Below are 17,110 nucleotides of genomic sequence, written 5' to 3' on the forward strand. Positions count from 1 at the left end.
GTACTACGGTACGAAGGCGCTGCGGCCCCATGAATCCCGCATTCGGGGGCTTCCGTCGTAAGGCCGGCGGTGGACCATCCCGCAGCTATGCGCGGGGAACGGACCTCGCCCGCCTACGGGGCCTGGACGTCAGCGGGATACGGGAAGGCGCTCGGAGGGCTCGGCGCGCTTGGCTCGTCGCCTTCAGACCGCGTTCGAGATCATCTGACGCCGTCGCGCCAGTGCGGCGGTCGCCGCACTGGTACCGCTGGGCGAGCGCCCCCCGTCACTTGCTCCCGCGCGGTTGCTGAAGGGGACTCACGACAGGGTGGCCCGACGGATCCTCCGGCGGCGCTTCGCGGCCCGTTCGCCTTCGGCGTTCGCCTCTGCCTCGCCGGCGCCTCGGGCGATGGCCTTGTCGTACGCCTCCACGCGCGCCTCTTCCATCTTCTGCTCGGTCCGGTTGTGGATCCACCCGAAGACACCCATGACGTTCCTTTCAATGTCCAGCAGCAACAACCCGCAGTGCACGAACCGTCGAAAAGACCCAGTACCCCCATGCACGCGGGCCCAGACCCCGAACGGTGAGACCCGCGCGGAGAGTCAGGTGCTCGACCGGGAAGCGGGTCACGTCAGCCTCCAAATGCTGGTCCTCGGATTGGCTGGTGCCCTGTTGACCCTAATCTCCGGTGCCTGTGAGGGCTGACGGCCTCAGCCGCGCGTCACGGGTTCGGTGGCTCGCCCCCAGCACGGCGGTGAGGGACACGAGGCGCCGGCACCGTCCGGCGGGCATGAGCCGGGGCCCGGTCCGCAGACCGACAGCGGCCCCATGAGGTATCGCCGGCTCGTGCTGGTCCGGCGCCGCGTCGCCACGAATGCGAAATGGGCTCAAGCAAGGACATGCCATCAAGAGGCATGATTTCGCGGCAGGTTACAGCTGCCTCTCGGAACGGACTTCGCTCAGTGGGAACCTTCGGCCGAGTGCCGGACATGGACAGGTCATGGAACTGAACGACGCTGGTCTTGCCGTACCGGTCGGTGAGATATCCGACCGGGAGCTGTGGGCGAGGGCTGTCGACGGCGATCGCGAGGCGTTCGGTCGGATCTTCGACCGTCACGGCAAGACCGTCTACAACCATCTGTTCCGGCGGACGGCCGACTGGTCCGAGGCCGAGGACCTCACGTCGGCCGTGTTCTTGCATGCCTGGCGACGGCGATCGGAGACGGTGCTCGACCGCGACTCGGCGCTGCCGTGGCTGCTGGGGATCGCCAACGGCCAGTTGTCGAACACCAGGCGGCGGTTGAGACGGGCCGAAGCACTGCTGCACCGGCTTGTCTCGCATGACGAGTCGGTGGGCGACCACGCGGACCGCGTCGCGGGCCGGATCGACGACGAGCGCCGCATGTCGGAGATCCACCGGGCGCTGGGCCGGCTGCCGCGGCACGAACGCGAGGTGGTCGAACTCTGCGTCTGGTCGGGACTCGACCAGCAGGCGGCCGCGGCAGTGCTGAAGGTGGCGGTCGGCACCGTGAAGTCCCGACTGCACCGGGCGCGGCGGAGGCTGGGGGCCGACCTCGGCGGAGCCGCGGTCGCGGCGCCGTTCAGTTCCAAGCATCCCGTCAACGCGAAGGAGGTCGCACGATGAACGACATGCAGGGCATCCCCGCGGCTCCTTCCGATCGTGATCTGCCGAACCAGCGGCGGACCCGAGAGGAACTACTGATGATGATCGGTCCACAGGACAACGAGACTTCGCTGCGCCGCAGATGGGGAGTGCCGCTCGGGGTCGGTGCCGGTGTGGCGGCGTTGAGCGTCGCGACCGTATTCGCCCTCGGCGGGACGGGGGACGCCAAGCCGAGCGTCGCCGGCCCCGCACATGGCGGGGTAGGGCCGGCGAGTTCCAGTCCGGCACCGAACTCGAGCGCGTCACACGGCGCCTCGTCCGGGGGAGCGGGTTCGGCGCCGTCCTCGGGCCGCGACGCGACGGCGCCCAAGGGCGACGCCTTCACCATCACCGACGGGTCGACGACCCCGATCGACGCCGGGACCGTCACCAGGATCCTGTCCTCCTGCCTCGGGTCGGACGCGTCGAAGTACCACGCGGTGATCGCGGTCCGCACGCCCGTCGCCTCGCAGGACTGGGACGGCGTGGTCGTGGCGGTCAACTCCGCCGAGCAGTACGTGCAGTGCCAGTCGAAGGGCGACAAGGGCACGAGTCAGGACTCGCCGCCGACATTCATCAACGACCGCCTGTGGGGGACCGGTCATACGGTCGAGTACTTCGACTCCATGCTCGCGCCCGCCGGCAAGGGGAAGTACCTCATGCTCGGCGCCGGACACTACACGCCCGGCATCGCCAAGATCACCATCAGCTACGGTGCCGACCTGAAGCAGTACCCGGCTCGCATGGCGGGCGGCGCGTTCGTCTACGGAGCCGCGCTCTCCTCGGACACCCCTCCCGGCCCCCACTTCATGGGCCCGAGCCCCTACGTCCACGCCTACGACGCGTCGGGCAAGGAGATCTACAACCAGGCCAAGGACCCGCAGTTCAGCAGCGACAAGTAAGCCGGCTGTCCCCCGCCGGCCTTCTGCCGGGGGGACTGCCTGCCGGCGGCGGGGGTGGAACGCGAACGGCACGTCGTGGGTCCGGGCCAGATCCCGCCCACGGTCGACCCTCTTTCAGGGAACCCCGCCCATGAGGACGGTCTGCCCTGGCCCGCCGACCGACCGCCTGGCACAGCCCCAGCCAGAGCTTCACCCTCCGACTCACCTGCACTGTCGGAATCCGCTCCCTCCAATCCCACCCGGGACCTGACCATCCCGAACCGTCGCCCGTCGGCTGAGCCCGACGGGCGACGGCATGCCCCCACCCCTCCTGGCCCCAGCCGCGCCGACCCCGGATCGTTCCGGGTTCCCTGCGCGGCAGGGCTGTGCGTGACTGTTCGTCCAGAGAGCTCAGCTGTCCGACGACGCGAACGGTGTAACGGGGCGGAGGATCGGTGCCTAATCAAGTGCCAGTGCATGCACGGCTGTTGACGATCGGGGGTGCGCTCGGCGTCACCATGCTCGCCGTGGCGCTCGTGGTGGATCTGACCGGGGCGAACGCCACAGCCGTGCCCAGCCTGCCGACCCCGTCGGGGCTGCCGACCGCCCTGCCGTCGCTGCCCTCCATGCCGCCCCTGCCGTCCGCTCCTGGTAGCGGCGGCCTGCCCTCCGGCTTCCCCACGGACCTCCCCACCGGCCTACCCAGCGATCTCCCCACGGACCTTCCCACCAACTTCCCCACAGATCTGCCGACCGATCTCCCGACAGATCTGCCGACCGACCTTCCCACCGACCTGCCGGGCTTGATCGGGGGTGGGTCGTGAGCGGGAGGCGCGTGGTGGCCCTTGGTGACGATCCCGTGCTGCGGGCCCGGGCCCTGCTGATCGCGCGGCTGGCCATCGCGCTCTACTTGATCGAGTTGGTGCTCAACTTGATCCGCCCGCACTTGCTGCCCGACGAACCCGCTCTGTCCATCTTCTACGAACTCCCCGGCTCGTCCGGGTCGATCGGCAAGCTGCTCTCGACGCCCCGGCTCGTGTTCTGGGCCGTGCTCGCGGGCATCGCGGCCGGGGCGGCGATTCAGATCTTCGCCGCGCTGACCCGCCGCAAGGCCGAACCGGGCGACGGCCGACGCGCGATCGTCCTGACGTGGATCACCCTGGGCTGCCTGCTGCTGCCGTTCGGGCTGATCCCCCTGACGGTCGTGTTCACCTACTTCCCGATCGCGCTGCTGTGTCTGCCGAGCACAGCCCTGGTGCTGCTTTCGCTGCGCGCGACCGTGCGGTTCGGCCGGCTGTCATGGGCAGCGTTGCTCCTCGCCTTCGGATGGGGCGCCCTGATCGTCTTCGGGCTCGGCCGCGCGTACACGAGCCTTGGCTTCGGGACCATCTACGGCTACCTCGGACCCAAGGCGGGCACGACCGACCTCAGTGGCTTCACCAAGAATCTCAGCCACACCATGGACCTGCTGGTCGTGCACCTCAGCCTCGCCAACGGGCTCGTCGTCGCGGCGGGCGTCGCGCTGCTCCTGATGCTGTTGCGTCACCGTGTCACCGACATGGTGACGGGCCTGGTCCTCGGCGCGGCGGTCGGTCTCGGCTACAACTTCGTGGAGAGCATCCTCTTCATCAAGATCTACGGCAGTCTGGGGGCGTTCTTCGGCCCCACCGGCGGTTTCGAGTACTGGATCCGCCAGTCGATCGGCCTGCTCGGCGGGCAAGTGACGTTCGGGGCACTGGTAGGCGCCGGCCTCGGGGCCGCCGTTGGAGCCCGGCGACGGGGGAAGCTCGTCGTGGCTGGGCTGCTTGCCGGGATCGGCGGCTCGGCCGGGGCCGAGACCATCTCGGGCTGGCTCGCCGGTCAGGTGAGCGATCACATCCAGACGGGAAGCACTCTGGACACCCTCGTGATCTCGCCGCTCTTCTGGCTGGTGCCCCAACTCCCCTTCTTGGCACTGGTGTTGGCGCTCCTGCTGGTCGGGCTGCGGGCACGGGCCGGACTGCTCCGGGACGCACTCGCGGCCGAGGTCGGGCACGCCGGGCCCGTGCCCTCGGGGACCGCGTACACCGGGACGGTCACGCCGGAGAGTACGTATGCCGGGAGCGCCGGGCCGGAGGGCACGTATGCCGGGACCGTATCGCCGGTGAGCCCGCACGCCCGGCACATCGCGCCCGTCGAGGCGCCGATCCTGGCCTCGGCCTCGCTGAGGTTCTGGACGCTGGTGCGCACCTGGCGCGCCCACGGTTGGCGCGTCGCACTGGGACTGCACCGACTCCAGTGCGCGCAACTGGACTTGGCGGCTTGGCGTGCAGGTGGCGATCCCGAAATGGCGGACGAGGGGGCCGAGTTGAGGGCACGAGTGATGCGAGCCAAGGGCGAGCCGAAGGCGGTGGGGCTGTGACGCGCGCCGGACGGAGGCTGGCCGCACGCCTGGTCACGGCCATGGTCCTGGCCCTGTGCGCCGTACTGCCGACCGCGCCATCGGCATCGGCCTGCAGTGTCGGTGTCGGCTACAAGCCATCCATCAGCCTGCGGGATCTGCGGTCGCACCCCACGTGCTCGGCCGCCACGTCCGCGACGGGCGCCGTCGTCGTCGCCGTACTGGCCCTCGGCGCGCTGGCCGCAGCGGGTGTGTTCGTACTCCGCAGGGCCGAGCGGCAAGTGCACGCTGAACAAGGCGCAGAAGAGCGGCAGTTGCACACCGGTCGAGCCGAGGGAGCCGTCGGCGGGCAGCGCCCGGAGCTGGCCGCTTACTTCGCGGCGACAAATGTCGTCCCGCCTACGGGGGAGCGTGACCGTGCGGCGTAGCCTCTCGCGCTTGGGCGTGCTGCTCGCCCTCCTGCTGCTGATCCTCGCTCCCGCCGTCGCTCCGGGAGTTCAGCGGGCTGTTGCGGAACCGTCCCCGACGTCCGAAGTCAACGGGCCGTTCGTGGTGCAGGCCGGTGAGTCGCCGAAGGGGGATGAACTGCCCGAAGTCGCCGACAAGATCGTGGAGAACGCCCTGGGCGAGGAGCTCTACCTCGCTATGAGGGCGTTCGAACTGCTCCCGAAGGACCAGCGCCCGATCAACACCCAGGTGGCGATCTTCACCTTCTCGTGGATCGAGACGGTGAAGGACATCCCGGAGTCCGCGCTGTGGGTTCGAGACCGCTACCACGACTTCATGTCTCGACTGCCCGAGGAAATTCGAAAGCCCAGCACCCCAGCCGCGTGGCAGTACCCGCTGCAGGCCACGATGCTCGATGGCGAGAGCTACGCCTACGACCGGCTCACCGAAGAGCTTGGCAGGCCTTTGGTCGATCCCTACGGAAACGAACAGATGCTGAGACTCGCCACCGGCAGCCGAGGATCCGACCGACACTCCGAAGACGCCATGAACGAGTGGTTCGAGCGCACCATGACGAACACGCTTATCCATATTGCGCGTACCGACGCCGAACGCGGGACGATAAAGGAGGTCGTCCAGTGGATGAAGGGAAAAGCCGGTGCCGGGATCGCCGGCCCACGGGGCTTCTGCAATGTGTGCGTCAAGAAGGTCGCAAAGTGGGGCTACAGCTTTGACAAGCGACTGTTCATCGTCCCGTACGACGCGTACAAGACAGCGCAAGCCAAGCTTGCCAGCACGACACTGCTGAACCTCAAAAGCCCACTGGAGACCTCGTACAAAAAGCATGCAGGGGAGCAGATCGACAAGGCCCTCAACAAGGCGGGCCTCGAATCTCCCTGTTCGCATCTGAACAGCCCGCAGGCCATGGGCCTTTCCGCGCTGCCCATGGCCGCCGGCCCCTGCGGCCCGAGTTCGGACGCCCTCACCGGGGCACTCGCCTCACAGCAGAACGGAGGCATCGACTTCTCCAGCCTCCAGCTCCGCTATCTGTCGGACGACGGCAACTCCTCGGTGAAATACGCCTTTTCGGGGCAGCCCGCCAAGGACGAACAGAGCCAGGACCCGCGCACGGGACGCCAGGCCCTGACCGACAGCATGGCTGCCCTGCGGACCTGGCTTGCGCTGAGCCCCGACAAGTTCTGGGTCAACCTCAACCCGAGCGAACCCGACCGCATCATCGATGCTCAGCTCGGCCGCACCAATGCCGGGCGCGCCCTGCTTGAGGCGGACTGGCAGATGAAGCAGAGCGAGGGAAAGCTGCTTGATCCGAAGACCGCATTCGGTGCGGAGTACTGGCGGAGAATCGGCATTTCCGACGGGCCGGTCTGCTATTCGTCACGCATGTGGATCGTTCCCGGCGATATCGAAGTGCGGCAGGACGGTTCCTCGCTCTACGTTCTCAAAGCGACCCTCGACGTGAAAGCCAAGCCCGAGAACGTCGCCGGTCTCGGGCAGGCCTCCTGCAACGCCGATCCGCAGAAGACGGCACGCAACGCGCAAGTGGAACAGGAAATGGTCGTTCCGAAGATCGCGCAGGCCGTGAACACCGCCCCCGAATACGCCCCGCTGCGCCAGGCGTTCCTGGCCCGGATCGTGGCTCAGTGGATCCGCGACCGGCACGACAAGGGCGAGACCACATCGTTCGACAAGCTCATCGGCTCCGGGGGCCTCGGGCCCGCGGTCGAGGACGGAGCCTGGCGGCCGCAGCAGGTGTACGACGCGTATCTGAGGTCCATCCGCGAAGGGGACTTCACCTACAAGCAGACCACCCGGGTCGGCGACACCGTCGTCACGTACACCATGCGCACCGGTGGCGTCGATTTCAGCAAGCTGAAGCCCACCGAACTCAGTGCTGCGGACATGAACCGGCGGATACCGGGGCTTCCGGAGACGATCGACAAGTCGGCGGTCCGGGCGACGAAGGCGACCGACGGCACGCTCTGGCTGGCGGACACCGCCAAGGCCCCCCAAACCAGCGTCTGGGAACGCATCCGTGGCTTCGCCGGCAGCCGCACCGGCATCCTCGTCGGCCTGGTCGCCGTCCTGGGAGTCCTGCTGCTGTTCGTCCGCGACGGATCCGCCCTCCGGCGCCGAAGGTCGCCATGATGCGGAGGACACCGCGAGCGCCGGACGTTTCGGCGAGGGCCTCCACCGGCGTGTGACCGGTCCCCTGACGCCGGGACGGGCCCGATGGGCCGCAAGGCGCGCTGTCTATCCTTGCCCTGTGCAGATATCTCAGGATCCCTCGAACGTCGCGAACGTTCTGGCGGCGGCCTTTCCGTCGTGTCTTGCCGATGACGTGCGGGATGTTCTGGCCGTGGTGCCAGATGCTGGTTTGTCGCCGGTATCGCCGGTGTCGCCGTTCGAGGTCGAGGTGCAGGGCGAGACGGTCGCCATTCCCTCGCGCATCTACAACGACGAACCGGAGGCCGACCGGCAGCAGCCTCTGACGTCAACCCAGCGGGTGATCCTGCACTGCCTCTACACCCGGCACCACGACGGTCGGGTCCGCCAACGCCACCTTGAGCAGATCGTGGCGTGCGGTGAGCCCTGGGTGGTCCCGTTCGTCCTGCAGCTGGCCGGCGAGTACGTGCTGGAGATCCTTGAGGCCATCGTCCGAGGGCTTCCCGGAATGTCCGCCCCTGGCTCTGCCCAGCGTCGCCTCTACGGGGAGTTCATCGCCCGGAATCCGGCCTTCTTCGCGCGCACTGAGCGGCGCGTGGTCAGCTACTGGTCGTGCTACTACCGCTGGAAGTACGCCGAGTTCGGGACGTATCCCGGGTCTGTCCTGCTGGAAGCCTTCCGAGCAGCCGCAGGGGAGCGGGTCGGTCGGCCGTAGCCACGGCTCAGTCCATGCGATCGCCCGAGCCGAACCTCCCGGCGACCTCATGAACACCGGGCCACCGGGCTGTCGCGGCAAGGCGGATCAGCGGCTGTTGCCCGGGCGGTAGACGCTGAGGTCGCCGTAGGCCGGGAGCGCGCCGGCCGGGTCACCGGGTTTGTGCCGCAGGGTGCTGTCCAGGAAGGCGAGAGTGGCTGCGGCGGCGACGCGGGGGCTCTTGGTGCGGCCCAGAGAGCCGACGATCGAGGGCACGGGCGGCAGATACAGGGGGGCGTCCGTGAAGCTGAGGTGGGCGGCGCCGGGGATGGTGAGGCGGTAGCTCGTCGCGCTGTTGAGCTTGAGGACGTCAGTGAGCCGGGGGATGTAGCGCGGGTCGGTTTCGGACGTGATGGTCTGGGTGAGCGCGAGCGTCGGCCGGTCGAGGGAGGGGGAGTTGGGGCCGTGGGGGTAGCCGTCGATGTCGATGACCGCGGCGAATCGGTCGTCCTGCCTGGCGGCCTGCAGCGCGGCAGCCCCACCCATGGAGTGGCCGGTCACCGCGACCCGGCCGGTGTCCAGGCGCCCGGTCAGCGGGCCGGCGATCTCGCCCCGGTCCAGACGGCCCAGTTGGGTGAGGACGAAGCTGAGGTCGCCGGCCCGGACCGCCGTCGCGTCGGCGGCCAGCTTGTCGTCCTTGTCCCGGTCGCCGGTTGAGGACAGTGTGGTGCGAATCGTTCGACCGTCGTCGAGGACGACGGCGGCGGAGTCGTACGGGTGGTCGAGGGCGGCGACCACATAGCCGTTGCTGGCCAGTTCCTCCGCCCAGGCGGTGTTCTGGGTGCGCACGCCGCCCGAACCGGGGGAGAACAGCACCAGCGGGAACCGTGCCTCCCCGTCGGCCACCGAGGCGTTGAAGACCGCATGTGTGTGGGCACGAGGGACGCCGTCGACCAGGAAGCCGGGCAAGCCGGCCGCGCGGGCGAGGGCGTCGGAAACGGTGCGCGCCTCGTCCTCCGTGCGCCCTAGGTACCGCGCCCGCTGCGTGCCTGCGGGGCTCTTCCGCGCGGGGTACCAGAGTTGGACGACGACGGTGCGCCGGTCGTGCGGGTCGGCGGTGGCGGTCTCTGGGCGGTTCGGGTCGGTCCACTGCATCACGCGGGTGCCGACCGCGAAACGTCCCGACGGCTCGGGGAACACGGGGACGGGGAAGGCCCAGGCGGCTACCGGGCCCGTGGCGATCAGGCCGACGCAGGCCAACGATCCCGGCAATGCCAGCCACCATCGCGCCCGCCACGCAGGCCGGCCGGTACGACGTCGCACCAGAGGAGCCACGGCGAACGGTAACGCGAGGGCGGCGCCCGCCAGTACCGGCAGCATCTGCCAGCGGACCCCCATCACACTCAGCGCGATCGCGGAAAGGACGCACACCGCTCCCGCGGCGATCGTGACGCGTGGGCGGACGGCGTGGGGAAGCCAGCGCGCCACCACCAATGCGACGGCACCCAGCAGGACAAGGAATTCCAAAGGGGACATGTAAAGCCCCGTGATGATCTCGGTCACCCGGCCATCGTCGGCGCGGGGCACGTGCTGCCACATCGCCCCACGGTCGCCGTCGTATGCACCCGGAGTCGCCGTCCGAGGCATGCCCTTTGTGCGGCCGCGGTCGCACGGAGGCAAGCCGCCTGTGCGCCCTGAGTCGCAACGGAGCACGCCGGGCGGGGGGCCGTTTTACGACCGGGGAGGTAGCGGGACTCCTTCTGAGGTCGTATCCCGGCGCGGTGCCATCAGACGGTGGGCTCATGCGCTCCGCCGGACCGCGGCCTACCGTGACAGGGTCACGCTGAATCGACCGACAGGGACGTGCGATGACCGAGGTGGCCGCACGAGTGGCGCGACCGATGAGAGCCGCCCGGCGCTGGGGCTCCCGGATGCCGCCGACGCTGTGGGACTCGCTGTTGCCGGCGCTGCTCCTGCTCCACATCGTGACCACGCGCGTGCCGCACGAGCTTCCGGTGGCCCTCGCCTTCACCGCCGCCCTGACGCTGCCCCTGGTGTGGCGGCGCCGGGCCCCGCTCACGGTGTTCGGCGTCGTGACAGCCTCGGCTTTCGCCCAGTGGCTGACGGGCATTCAACTACCGGCGGACGCAGCCTTGTTGGTGGCCCTGTATACGGTGGCCGCGCACTCGAGCCGGCGCGGCACGCTCGTCGCCGGTGCCATCGTGGAGTTCGGGGCTCTGCTCGCATGTCTGCGCTGGGCGACCGAAGGCGCATTCCTGGCCCCCTTCGTCGCGGTGACCGCGACGGTCGTCGCCGCCGCCGTCCTGGGTGTCAATGTGCGGACCACGCGCGCCTACCTCGGGGCCGTGCAGGAGCGGGCCGCGCGCCTGGAGAGGGAGCAGGACCAGCAGGCGCGGCTGGCGGTCGCCGAGGAGCGGACACGCATCGCCCGGGAGATGCACGACATCGTCACCCACAACCTGTCCGTCATGGTCGCGCTCACCGACGCCGCCGTCCACGCGCAGCACCGGGCGCCCCACAGGGCCACCACCGCGATGCTCCGGAGCTCCGAGACGGGCCGGCAGGCCCTGACCGACATGCGGCGCTCCCTGGGCATCCTGCGGACCGACGAACCGGACGCGGAGCGCCACCCGCCGCCCGACATCGGGCAGTTGGAAACCCTCGCCGACCAGATGTGTGCCGCCGGGCTGCCGACCCGCGTCGAGCTCCGAGGGGGCCACACCCACATACCCGCCAGTGCACAACTGACCGTCTACCGCCTGGTACAGGAAGCCTTGACCAACACCCTGAAGCACACACCCGCCGGCACACACGCGAAGGTCCGCGTACGGTGCTCGGCCCAGACCGTCACGGTGGACGTCACCGACAGCGGACCGTGCCCGCCCCTGCCCTCCTCCCCGCCGTCGGGCCACGGCATCCCCGGCATGCGCGAGCGCGCGGCCGCCTACCGGGGAGAGTTGCGGGCCGGACCGCTCCCGGGCGGGGGCTGGCAAGTCCACACCTGCCTCGACTTCGGCAGCGGCGAGGTGGCGTCCGCATGACGATCCGCATCCTGATCGTCGACGACGAAGCCCTGCTCCGCATGGCCTTCAGCACGATCCTGGAGGCCGAGCCCGACATGGAACCGGTCGGTGAGGCCCCCGACGGCATCCAGGCCGTACGACTCGCCCGTCAGCTGCGCCCCGATGTCGTCCTCATGGACGTCCGGATGCCCGGGACCGACGGGATCGAGGCGACCCGGCAGGTCATCCGGGTCTCCCCGCAGAGCAGAGTGCTGATCCTGACCACCTTCGACCTGGACGAATACGCCTTCGCGGGACTCAACGCCGGGGCCTCGGGCTTCCTCCTGAAGAACACCAGACCTGAGCAACTGCTCACCGCGATACGCAAGTTGGCCGCAGGCGATGCGGTGGTCTCCCCACGGATCACCCGCCGGCTCCTGGAGCACCTCCGCCCACACATCCCCGACGGTACGAGCGCCGACCCGGACGAGCGGCTGAGCAGGCTCAGTACGCGCGAGCGCGGGGTCCTCGTCCAGGTGGGCCGCGGCCTGACCAACGCCGAGATCGCGGCCACCCTGCACCTCGCGGAGGCCACCGTGAAGGCCCACCTGGGGCGAATCCTGCAAAAGCTCGAACTCCGCGACCGGATACAGGCGGTTGTCTTCGCGCACGAGAGCCGCCTCATCCATCCGGAACGAGGCGGCAGGGGAAGTGGAGCGGGATGCCCACCTCGTGGTCTCAGCCGGCCGTCGGCCGGTTCGCCGAAGGGATGACCACCAGCCGCAGGTTCTCCTCCTCGTTGTGCCCGCTGATCGCGAACAGGCGCGTTCCGTCCGGCGTCCAGACGAGGCCGCGCGGTCGCAGGAAACCGGCGCCATATCCGGTGGCGGGGGCGAGTGACACGGTGCGGTACGGGGTGTCGGCCCCGGCGCGATACAGGTAGACGTCCGGGTCGGGTTCGTTGCTCGCCACGCCTGCCGCGATGTCGCCGCGCGAGGAGATGGCCACGGCGTCGGGGGAGTGCGTACTGGGATACGCGTGGCCTTCGGTCAGGTCCGGCAGCAGGAAGGAGGGGTGGTGGTACGGGGCCCCGGCCGAGGTCAGCACGGACTTGCCGTCCTGTGTGATGGCGAGATCGACGAATTCGGAGCTGTCACCGGGGCCGTGCGCCGTCGCCCGGCCGCGTACCCTTCAGTGCACGTGGTTGCTGCCCGGCCCGGCCGTGATGGCGCGGCCGTTGGCCGAGAAGTGCTGGTAGTCGGGTGGGGACCAGCGTCCGCCCCATAGCCAGCCGATCTCGCGCATGGCCGTGCTGATCGCGTCGCCCGGATGGATCATGCCCTGGTCGTGCCGGCTCCGGTCGAGGTAGACGGCGCCGGCCGGTGGATACACGACGTCGTTCACGTCGACGTACGGGTTTTCCAGGGTGTTGATGTCCACCGCATTGCCGTAGGAGTGCTGGGAGACTTCGGCGGGATCTCCGGTGACGGAACGGCAGTTGAAGACGGAGGTGTTGTCGGCGGCCATCGCGGCCACGTCGCTGCCGTCGAACTCGGCCATCACCCGCATCTGCCGGATCGGGAAGTGCGCCTGGAAGGCGCGTTCGAAGACGCGGAGGATCGGGGTCACGGCCTGCTCGCCGACGACGAGTTCGCCCGGGTGGACCTTGCCGTCGAAGCCCCAGTGGTTCATCCGGACCAACCGGAGCCCGGACGGCGGGACGGGGCAGCCCGCGTGCCAACTGCGCCCGAGCTTGGCGCTCGGGACGGCCGAGACCTTCGCGTCAAGGGAAGGCACGGCCACCGGCGGCGGCGGCGCGGCGGCCGCCGGGGCCCCCAGGCCGCAGGTGAGCAGGAGGACGCTGGACATCACCAGGGCGAAGGGCGTGCGGGGCCGGATCCTGGCCGTGCGCGTGGAGGGCCGGGTCGCGGGCGGCGGATTCTCGGCCGTACGAGGTGCGGGCTTGGTCACCGGACAGGAATAGCCTGCCCCAGCCGTGAAGATGCTGTTGACGGCGTCCTGCCAGCCAGATTTCGCCCAATGCGCCCAACCGCTCGGACCGCACCCAGCGACCGTACGATGCTGAAGCGACAGGCGCCGCGCACACGCTTCCGCACGCCCGTTCAGCCGGCCCTGGCAAGGGGTCCCGGCGCGCTAAGCTCCGGTCACCATTCGGCGTCGGGGGCGTCTGTCACGGCGTCCCGACGACAGCGAAGGAGACGTGCTCGTGCTGCGCCGACCCCCCGTTCTGACCCTCGTCACGACGGCGCTCCTGGCCGCGTCCACGGCGCTCGCCGCGCCGTCGGTCGCGGCAGCTCCCGCCGCTCTGCCACCCTCCGCCGTGTACGTCACCGATGGGGCCGGGAGCTCCATCAAGGGCACGTTGCACTGGTACAACCGCTCGGCCACGTTCACCGGGACGCTGACGTCCAAGGGCTGCCGACGCGTCTGGTACAGCGTGTTCGACGGTTTCGCCCACCCGCTGGGAGCCAGGAGCAGCAGCACCCACTGCGACACGGTGACCTCGGTCCCCGCCACGCTGCCCGCGAACGTAGTCGGGGGCGGCTCCTACGCCGGCGTCTGCCTCGACGACGCGAAGGGCAAGCCGATCACCTCGTGCGGCATCTACCCCCGTCCGCACTGATCCGGTCCCGTAGAGCAGGGGACGGGCCGGTGCCCAGCCCTCGCTGGATCGAGCTGCAACTCGTCCGACGGCTCGCGGATCGAGACGTCACGCACCTCCGCTACCGGGTGCGTCGACCCGAGGAGACCGCATGAAGACGCTCTTCGTCTCTTACCGTGTCACCGACCTGGACCGCTCGCTCGGCTTCTACACCGCCCTGGGCTACGAAGAACTGGGCACGGTCGAGCCCGGCGACGGGGCACGCCTCGTCATCCTCAAGTTCCCCGAGGAACCGGCGGCTTCGCTCGAACTGGTCCACCGGCCCGGTGAGGCGCCGGTCGACGTGGGCAGCGGTTTCGACCACCTCGCGATCCAGGTGGAGACGCTCGCCACCACCCTGGAGACCCTGACCGAAGCCGGCCTCGCACCCGGACCCCTCCAGTACCCGGGCGGCCCGCACGGCCCGAGGACATCGTGGCTCACGGACCCGGACGGGTACCGGATCGAGTTGGTGGAGTGGCCTCCCGGACATCCGGACGGCATCACCGCAACGGACTTCGCCTGAGGCGGCCACGGCGGCCAGCGCGTCGGGACGGCGGTTCCTGTCGCGTCCGTTCCCCGGCAGATGGTACGCGCCGGACAGGGCCCACGGCCCGCAGAGGCCGACCAGCGCGACCGTGCCGAACACACCGCACCACAGCACGAGATATCCGTGCCGGCCCTCCGTCGTCCTCCTGCTGCTTCCGGTCGGCCAGCGGGTTCGCCCTTGCCGTCCGGAGCCGCTCGGTCTCGGGCCACCTCACTGTGCGGGCGTGCGGCGCACCACCCTTCCCTGACCGTCCGCCTCCAGCGATGCCATGCCGTCGGGCCCGGTCACGACAACTCTGATGACGGAGGGCCCGGTGAGCCGGTCAGCGCTGATCTGCCAGGTGGGGGCGTGGACACCGAGGGTGGTCCTGGCCTCCTCGACCAGGGCGGGGAAACGGTCGTAGGGCAGCGCACGTGGGTCGAGCCCCGGGGCCTGTGTGTCCGTCGGCGAGAACAGGACCGACAACATGCGCTCCTGGACGACGACCGTGATGGCCCGGCGTTTGTCCTGACCTCGGGTGAGTGAGCCGACAGCCCGGTCCAACTCACCCTTGTCGAGAAACGACTGGCCAGGGCCGAGGGTGATCGTTCCGGAGCCCGACGTCACCACCGTGGTCGACGACGTGGAGGAGACCGACGGCTGCGCGGCGTCGGTGTCGTCCGGGTCGAAGAGGTCCGCGCGGAACAGCAGGACCACAGCGACCGCGCCGATCAGCAGGCCGAGGAGCACCATGAAGCCGAAGGCACAGCCCTCCGGGGGCGCGGCCGCCGTGGCCGTAACAGGCGCCGGGTCGAGGTGGGCCGAGGCCACCCGGTCCTCCCACTCCGGCGTCGGCCGCTTGACGATCCGGACGCGCCACGGCCGGTCGGGCGGGTACTGGACCACCACGACGCCGCGCGGCCGGTAGTCGGACAGGTCCACGAGGTTGACGTCCTGTGTGATCTCCACCCGGTACGCCGGCCCGTCGTCCGGTACGACGGACAGCTCGAACCGCACCGATACGTCGCTCGACTCGCCCCCGACGGCCTTGAGGCTCTCGATCGTCGCGAGCGCCGTGCGGGGGACGACCGCCGCCTCCCGGGCACGCCTCGGCATACCGGCGAGGAAGAACAACAGCCCGTAGACGACGGGCAGTACCAGCCCGGCGGTGAACAGCGCCGCGTTCGCGATGATCCCGCCCACGACCAGCGCGCCGAGCGATGCTCCGACCACTGCGCCGGTCAGCAACCCCCGTGCCAGCGCGAGGGGTGTGTGGTGCGTGGGCGCGGGCACACCGGTGGTGATCGTCATGAGGGCGATTGTGCTGGGCTCAGGTGACGTCCGGTAGACCGGGGCATGTTCTTCCGGCAGGTCGCGGAGGGATTGTCCGTTCCACCCCAACTCCCGCTCTCCACCGCCGACTTCACCGCGCTGACCATCTCCCCGAGGGGAACCGTGTGTCCGCTCGGACCTGGCCACCGGGCTCGGCAAGAACCGGGCCGCGCCCGTGTCTGTCAGGCGGGGTTCCCCGCCGAGGCCCGGGCGGCAGCGGGGACCGGGGCGGCGTCCGGGTCCGCGGCCGCCGCGGGCTTCGCCGGAACCCCGATTCCGAGCTTCTCGAGGATCTTCTTCTCGATCTCGTTGGCGAGGTCGGGGTTGTCCTTGAGGAAGTTGCGGGCGTTCTCCTTGCCCTGGCCGAGCTGGTCGCCTTCGTAGGTGTACCAGGCGCCGGCCTTGCGGACGAAGCCGTGGTCGACGCCCATGTCGATGAGGCCGCCTTCGCGGCTGATGCCCTGGCCGTAGAGGATGTCGAACTCGGCCTGCTTGAAGGGCGGGGCGACCTTGTTCTTGACGACCTTGACGCGGGTGCGGTTGCCGACCGCGTCGGTGCCGTCCTTCAGTGTTTCGATGCGGCGGATGTCGAGGCGTACGGAGGCGTAGAACTTCAGTGCCCGGCCACCGGTGGTGGTTTCGGGGGAGCCGAACATCACGCCGATCTTCTCGCGGAGCTGGTTGATGAAGATCGCCGTCGTCCTCGTTTGACTGAGGGCACTTGTGATCTTCCTCAGGGCCTGGCTCATCAGGCGGGCCTGCAGACCCATGTGGGAATCACCCATCGCACCTTCGATCTCGGCGCGCGGCACCAGGGCCGCGACGGAGTCGATCACGATCAAGTCGATCGCGCCGGAGCGGATCAGGATGTCGACGATTTCGAGGGCCTGCTCGCCGTTGTCGGGCTGGGACAGGATCAGGTTGTCGATGTCGACGCCGAGCTTCTTGGCGTACTCGGGGTCGAGGGCGTGCTCGGCGTCGACGAACGCCACGGTGCCGCCGGCCTTCTGGGCGTTGGCCACGGCGTGCAGGGTCAGGGTCGTCTTGCCGGAGGACTCCGGGCCGTAGACCTCCACCACGCGGCCGCGCGGCAGGCCGCCGACGCCGAGCGCCACATCCAGCGCGGTCGACCCGGTGGGGATCACCTCGATGGGCTCGTTCGGCCGGTCACCGAGGCGCATGACCGCACCCCGGCCAAACTTCTGCTCGATCTGTGCGAGCGCGGTGTCCAGCGCCTTCGCGTGCTCGGTTCCTGCCATGAGCTTTCACCCGGTCCGATTGTGTGGCGCGCCGCACGTCGGAGAACGTGAGCGTCTACGGCCGACAACGGACGTC

17 protein-coding genes are annotated in these 17,110 nt (G+C 69.6%); 11 read left to right on the plus strand and 6 right to left on the minus strand.

What is annotated here, in order from left to right; genetic code table 11:
• Positions 1-297 precede the first annotated feature (297 nt).
• Positions 298-468: a hypothetical protein gene (locus ACFYZA_RS05995; protein WP_382589451.1), complete on the minus strand. Its 171-nt coding sequence runs from the start codon at positions 466-468 to the stop codon at positions 298-300.
• 512 nt (positions 469-980) lie between these two features.
• Here ACFYZA_RS05995 and ACFYZA_RS06000 point away from each other — a divergent pair.
• The 7 genes from ACFYZA_RS06000 to ACFYZA_RS06030 all read left to right on the plus strand — a co-directional run bounded on the left by ACFYZA_RS06000 (position 981) and on the right by ACFYZA_RS06030 (position 8,250).
• Positions 981-1,625 (plus strand): RNA polymerase sigma factor, encoded by a 645-nt coding sequence (locus ACFYZA_RS06000; RefSeq protein WP_382589454.1) that lies wholly within the window; start codon positions 981-983, stop codon positions 1,623-1,625.
• Positions 1,622-2,545, plus strand: coding sequence for a hypothetical protein (locus tag ACFYZA_RS06005; protein ID WP_388487616.1), 924 nt, complete (start codon positions 1,622-1,624; stop codon positions 2,543-2,545). The genes ACFYZA_RS06000 and ACFYZA_RS06005 overlap by 4 nt, the downstream gene beginning before the upstream one ends.
• 467 nt (positions 2,546-3,012) lie before the next feature.
• Entirely contained in the window at positions 3,013-3,348 is a 336-nt protein-coding gene (locus ACFYZA_RS06010) for a PT domain-containing protein (protein ID WP_388487617.1), read from the plus strand.
• On the plus strand, positions 3,345-4,925 hold the full coding sequence (locus ACFYZA_RS06015; protein WP_388487620.1) for a PrsW family glutamic-type intramembrane protease: 1,581 nt from the start codon (positions 3,345-3,347) through the stop codon (positions 4,923-4,925). Before ACFYZA_RS06010 ends, ACFYZA_RS06015 begins: the two co-directional genes overlap by 4 nt.
• A complete protein-coding gene (locus ACFYZA_RS06020) occupies positions 4,922-5,332 on the plus strand; it encodes a hypothetical protein (protein WP_388487621.1) in 411 nt (136 codons plus the stop codon). The genes ACFYZA_RS06015 and ACFYZA_RS06020 overlap by 4 nt, the downstream gene beginning before the upstream one ends.
• A 10-nt stretch (positions 5,333-5,342) precedes the next feature.
• Positions 5,343-7,517 carry a hypothetical protein gene (locus tag ACFYZA_RS06025; RefSeq protein ID WP_388487622.1) on the plus strand — a complete coding sequence of 725 codons (2,175 nt, stop codon included), beginning with the start codon at positions 5,343-5,345 and terminating at the stop codon, positions 7,515-7,517.
• A gap of 118 nt (positions 7,518-7,635) precedes the next feature.
• Entirely contained in the window at positions 7,636-8,250 is a 615-nt protein-coding gene (locus ACFYZA_RS06030; protein ID WP_388487624.1) for a hypothetical protein, read from the plus strand.
• Between the two features lie 87 nt (positions 8,251-8,337).
• Here the strand turns inward: ACFYZA_RS06030 and ACFYZA_RS06035 are convergent, their stop codons facing one another.
• Positions 8,338-9,828 carry a dienelactone hydrolase family protein gene (locus tag ACFYZA_RS06035; protein WP_388487627.1) on the minus strand — a complete coding sequence of 497 codons (1,491 nt, stop codon included), beginning with the start codon at positions 9,826-9,828 and terminating at the stop codon, positions 8,338-8,340.
• Positions 9,829-10,097: 269 nt separating this feature from the next.
• On the opposite strand from ACFYZA_RS06035, the gene ACFYZA_RS06040 reads away from it, so the two are divergent.
• Both ACFYZA_RS06040 and ACFYZA_RS06045 read left to right on the plus strand, forming a co-directional pair.
• The gene (locus ACFYZA_RS06040; protein WP_388487628.1) at positions 10,098-11,291 is read left to right on the plus strand and encodes a sensor histidine kinase; all 1,194 of its coding nucleotides are present in this window, start codon (positions 10,098-10,100) and stop codon (positions 11,289-11,291) included.
• On the plus strand, positions 11,288-12,025 hold the full coding sequence (locus ACFYZA_RS06045) for a response regulator (RefSeq protein WP_388487631.1): 738 nt from the start codon (positions 11,288-11,290) through the stop codon (positions 12,023-12,025). Before ACFYZA_RS06040 ends, ACFYZA_RS06045 begins: the two co-directional genes overlap by 4 nt.
• Here the strand turns inward: ACFYZA_RS06045 and ACFYZA_RS06050 are convergent.
• Both ACFYZA_RS06050 and ACFYZA_RS06055 read right to left on the minus strand, forming a co-directional pair.
• The gene (locus ACFYZA_RS06050) at positions 11,991-12,359 is read right to left on the minus strand and encodes a hypothetical protein (RefSeq protein WP_388487633.1); all 369 of its coding nucleotides are present in this window, start codon (positions 12,357-12,359) and stop codon (positions 11,991-11,993) included. The genes ACFYZA_RS06045 and ACFYZA_RS06050 overlap by 35 nt on opposite strands.
• Before the next feature lie 84 nt (positions 12,360-12,443).
• Positions 12,444-13,223: a M15 family metallopeptidase gene (locus ACFYZA_RS06055; RefSeq protein ID WP_388487635.1), complete on the minus strand. Its 780-nt coding sequence runs from the start codon at positions 13,221-13,223 to the stop codon at positions 12,444-12,446.
• 256 nt (positions 13,224-13,479) lie between these two features.
• Between ACFYZA_RS06055 and ACFYZA_RS06060 the strand changes: the two genes are divergently transcribed.
• Both ACFYZA_RS06060 and ACFYZA_RS06065 read left to right on the plus strand, forming a co-directional pair.
• The gene (locus ACFYZA_RS06060; protein WP_388487637.1) at positions 13,480-13,896 is read left to right on the plus strand and encodes a hypothetical protein; all 417 of its coding nucleotides are present in this window, start codon (positions 13,480-13,482) and stop codon (positions 13,894-13,896) included.
• 130 nt (positions 13,897-14,026) lie between these two features.
• The gene (locus tag ACFYZA_RS06065) at positions 14,027-14,440 is read left to right on the plus strand and encodes a VOC family protein (RefSeq protein WP_382589493.1); all 414 of its coding nucleotides are present in this window, start codon (positions 14,027-14,029) and stop codon (positions 14,438-14,440) included.
• Positions 14,441-14,674: 234 nt separating this feature from the next.
• On the opposite strand, the gene ACFYZA_RS06070 is transcribed toward ACFYZA_RS06065, so the two are convergent.
• Both ACFYZA_RS06070 and recA read right to left on the minus strand, forming a co-directional pair.
• Complete coding sequence (locus ACFYZA_RS06070; protein ID WP_388487640.1) at positions 14,675-15,754, minus strand: hypothetical protein; 1,080 nt, start codon at positions 15,752-15,754, stop codon at positions 14,675-14,677.
• A gap of 203 nt (positions 15,755-15,957) precedes the next feature.
• Entirely contained in the window at positions 15,958-17,034 is a 1,077-nt protein-coding gene (gene recA / locus ACFYZA_RS06075) for a recombinase RecA (protein ID WP_388487642.1), read from the minus strand.
• Positions 17,035-17,110 lie beyond the last annotated feature (76 nt).

Origin of the sequence: Streptomyces sp. NPDC001828 (assembly GCF_042892175.1) — a bacterium.
In the GTDB taxonomy this organism is placed as follows: domain Bacteria; phylum Actinomycetota; class Actinomycetes; order Streptomycetales; family Streptomycetaceae; genus Streptomyces.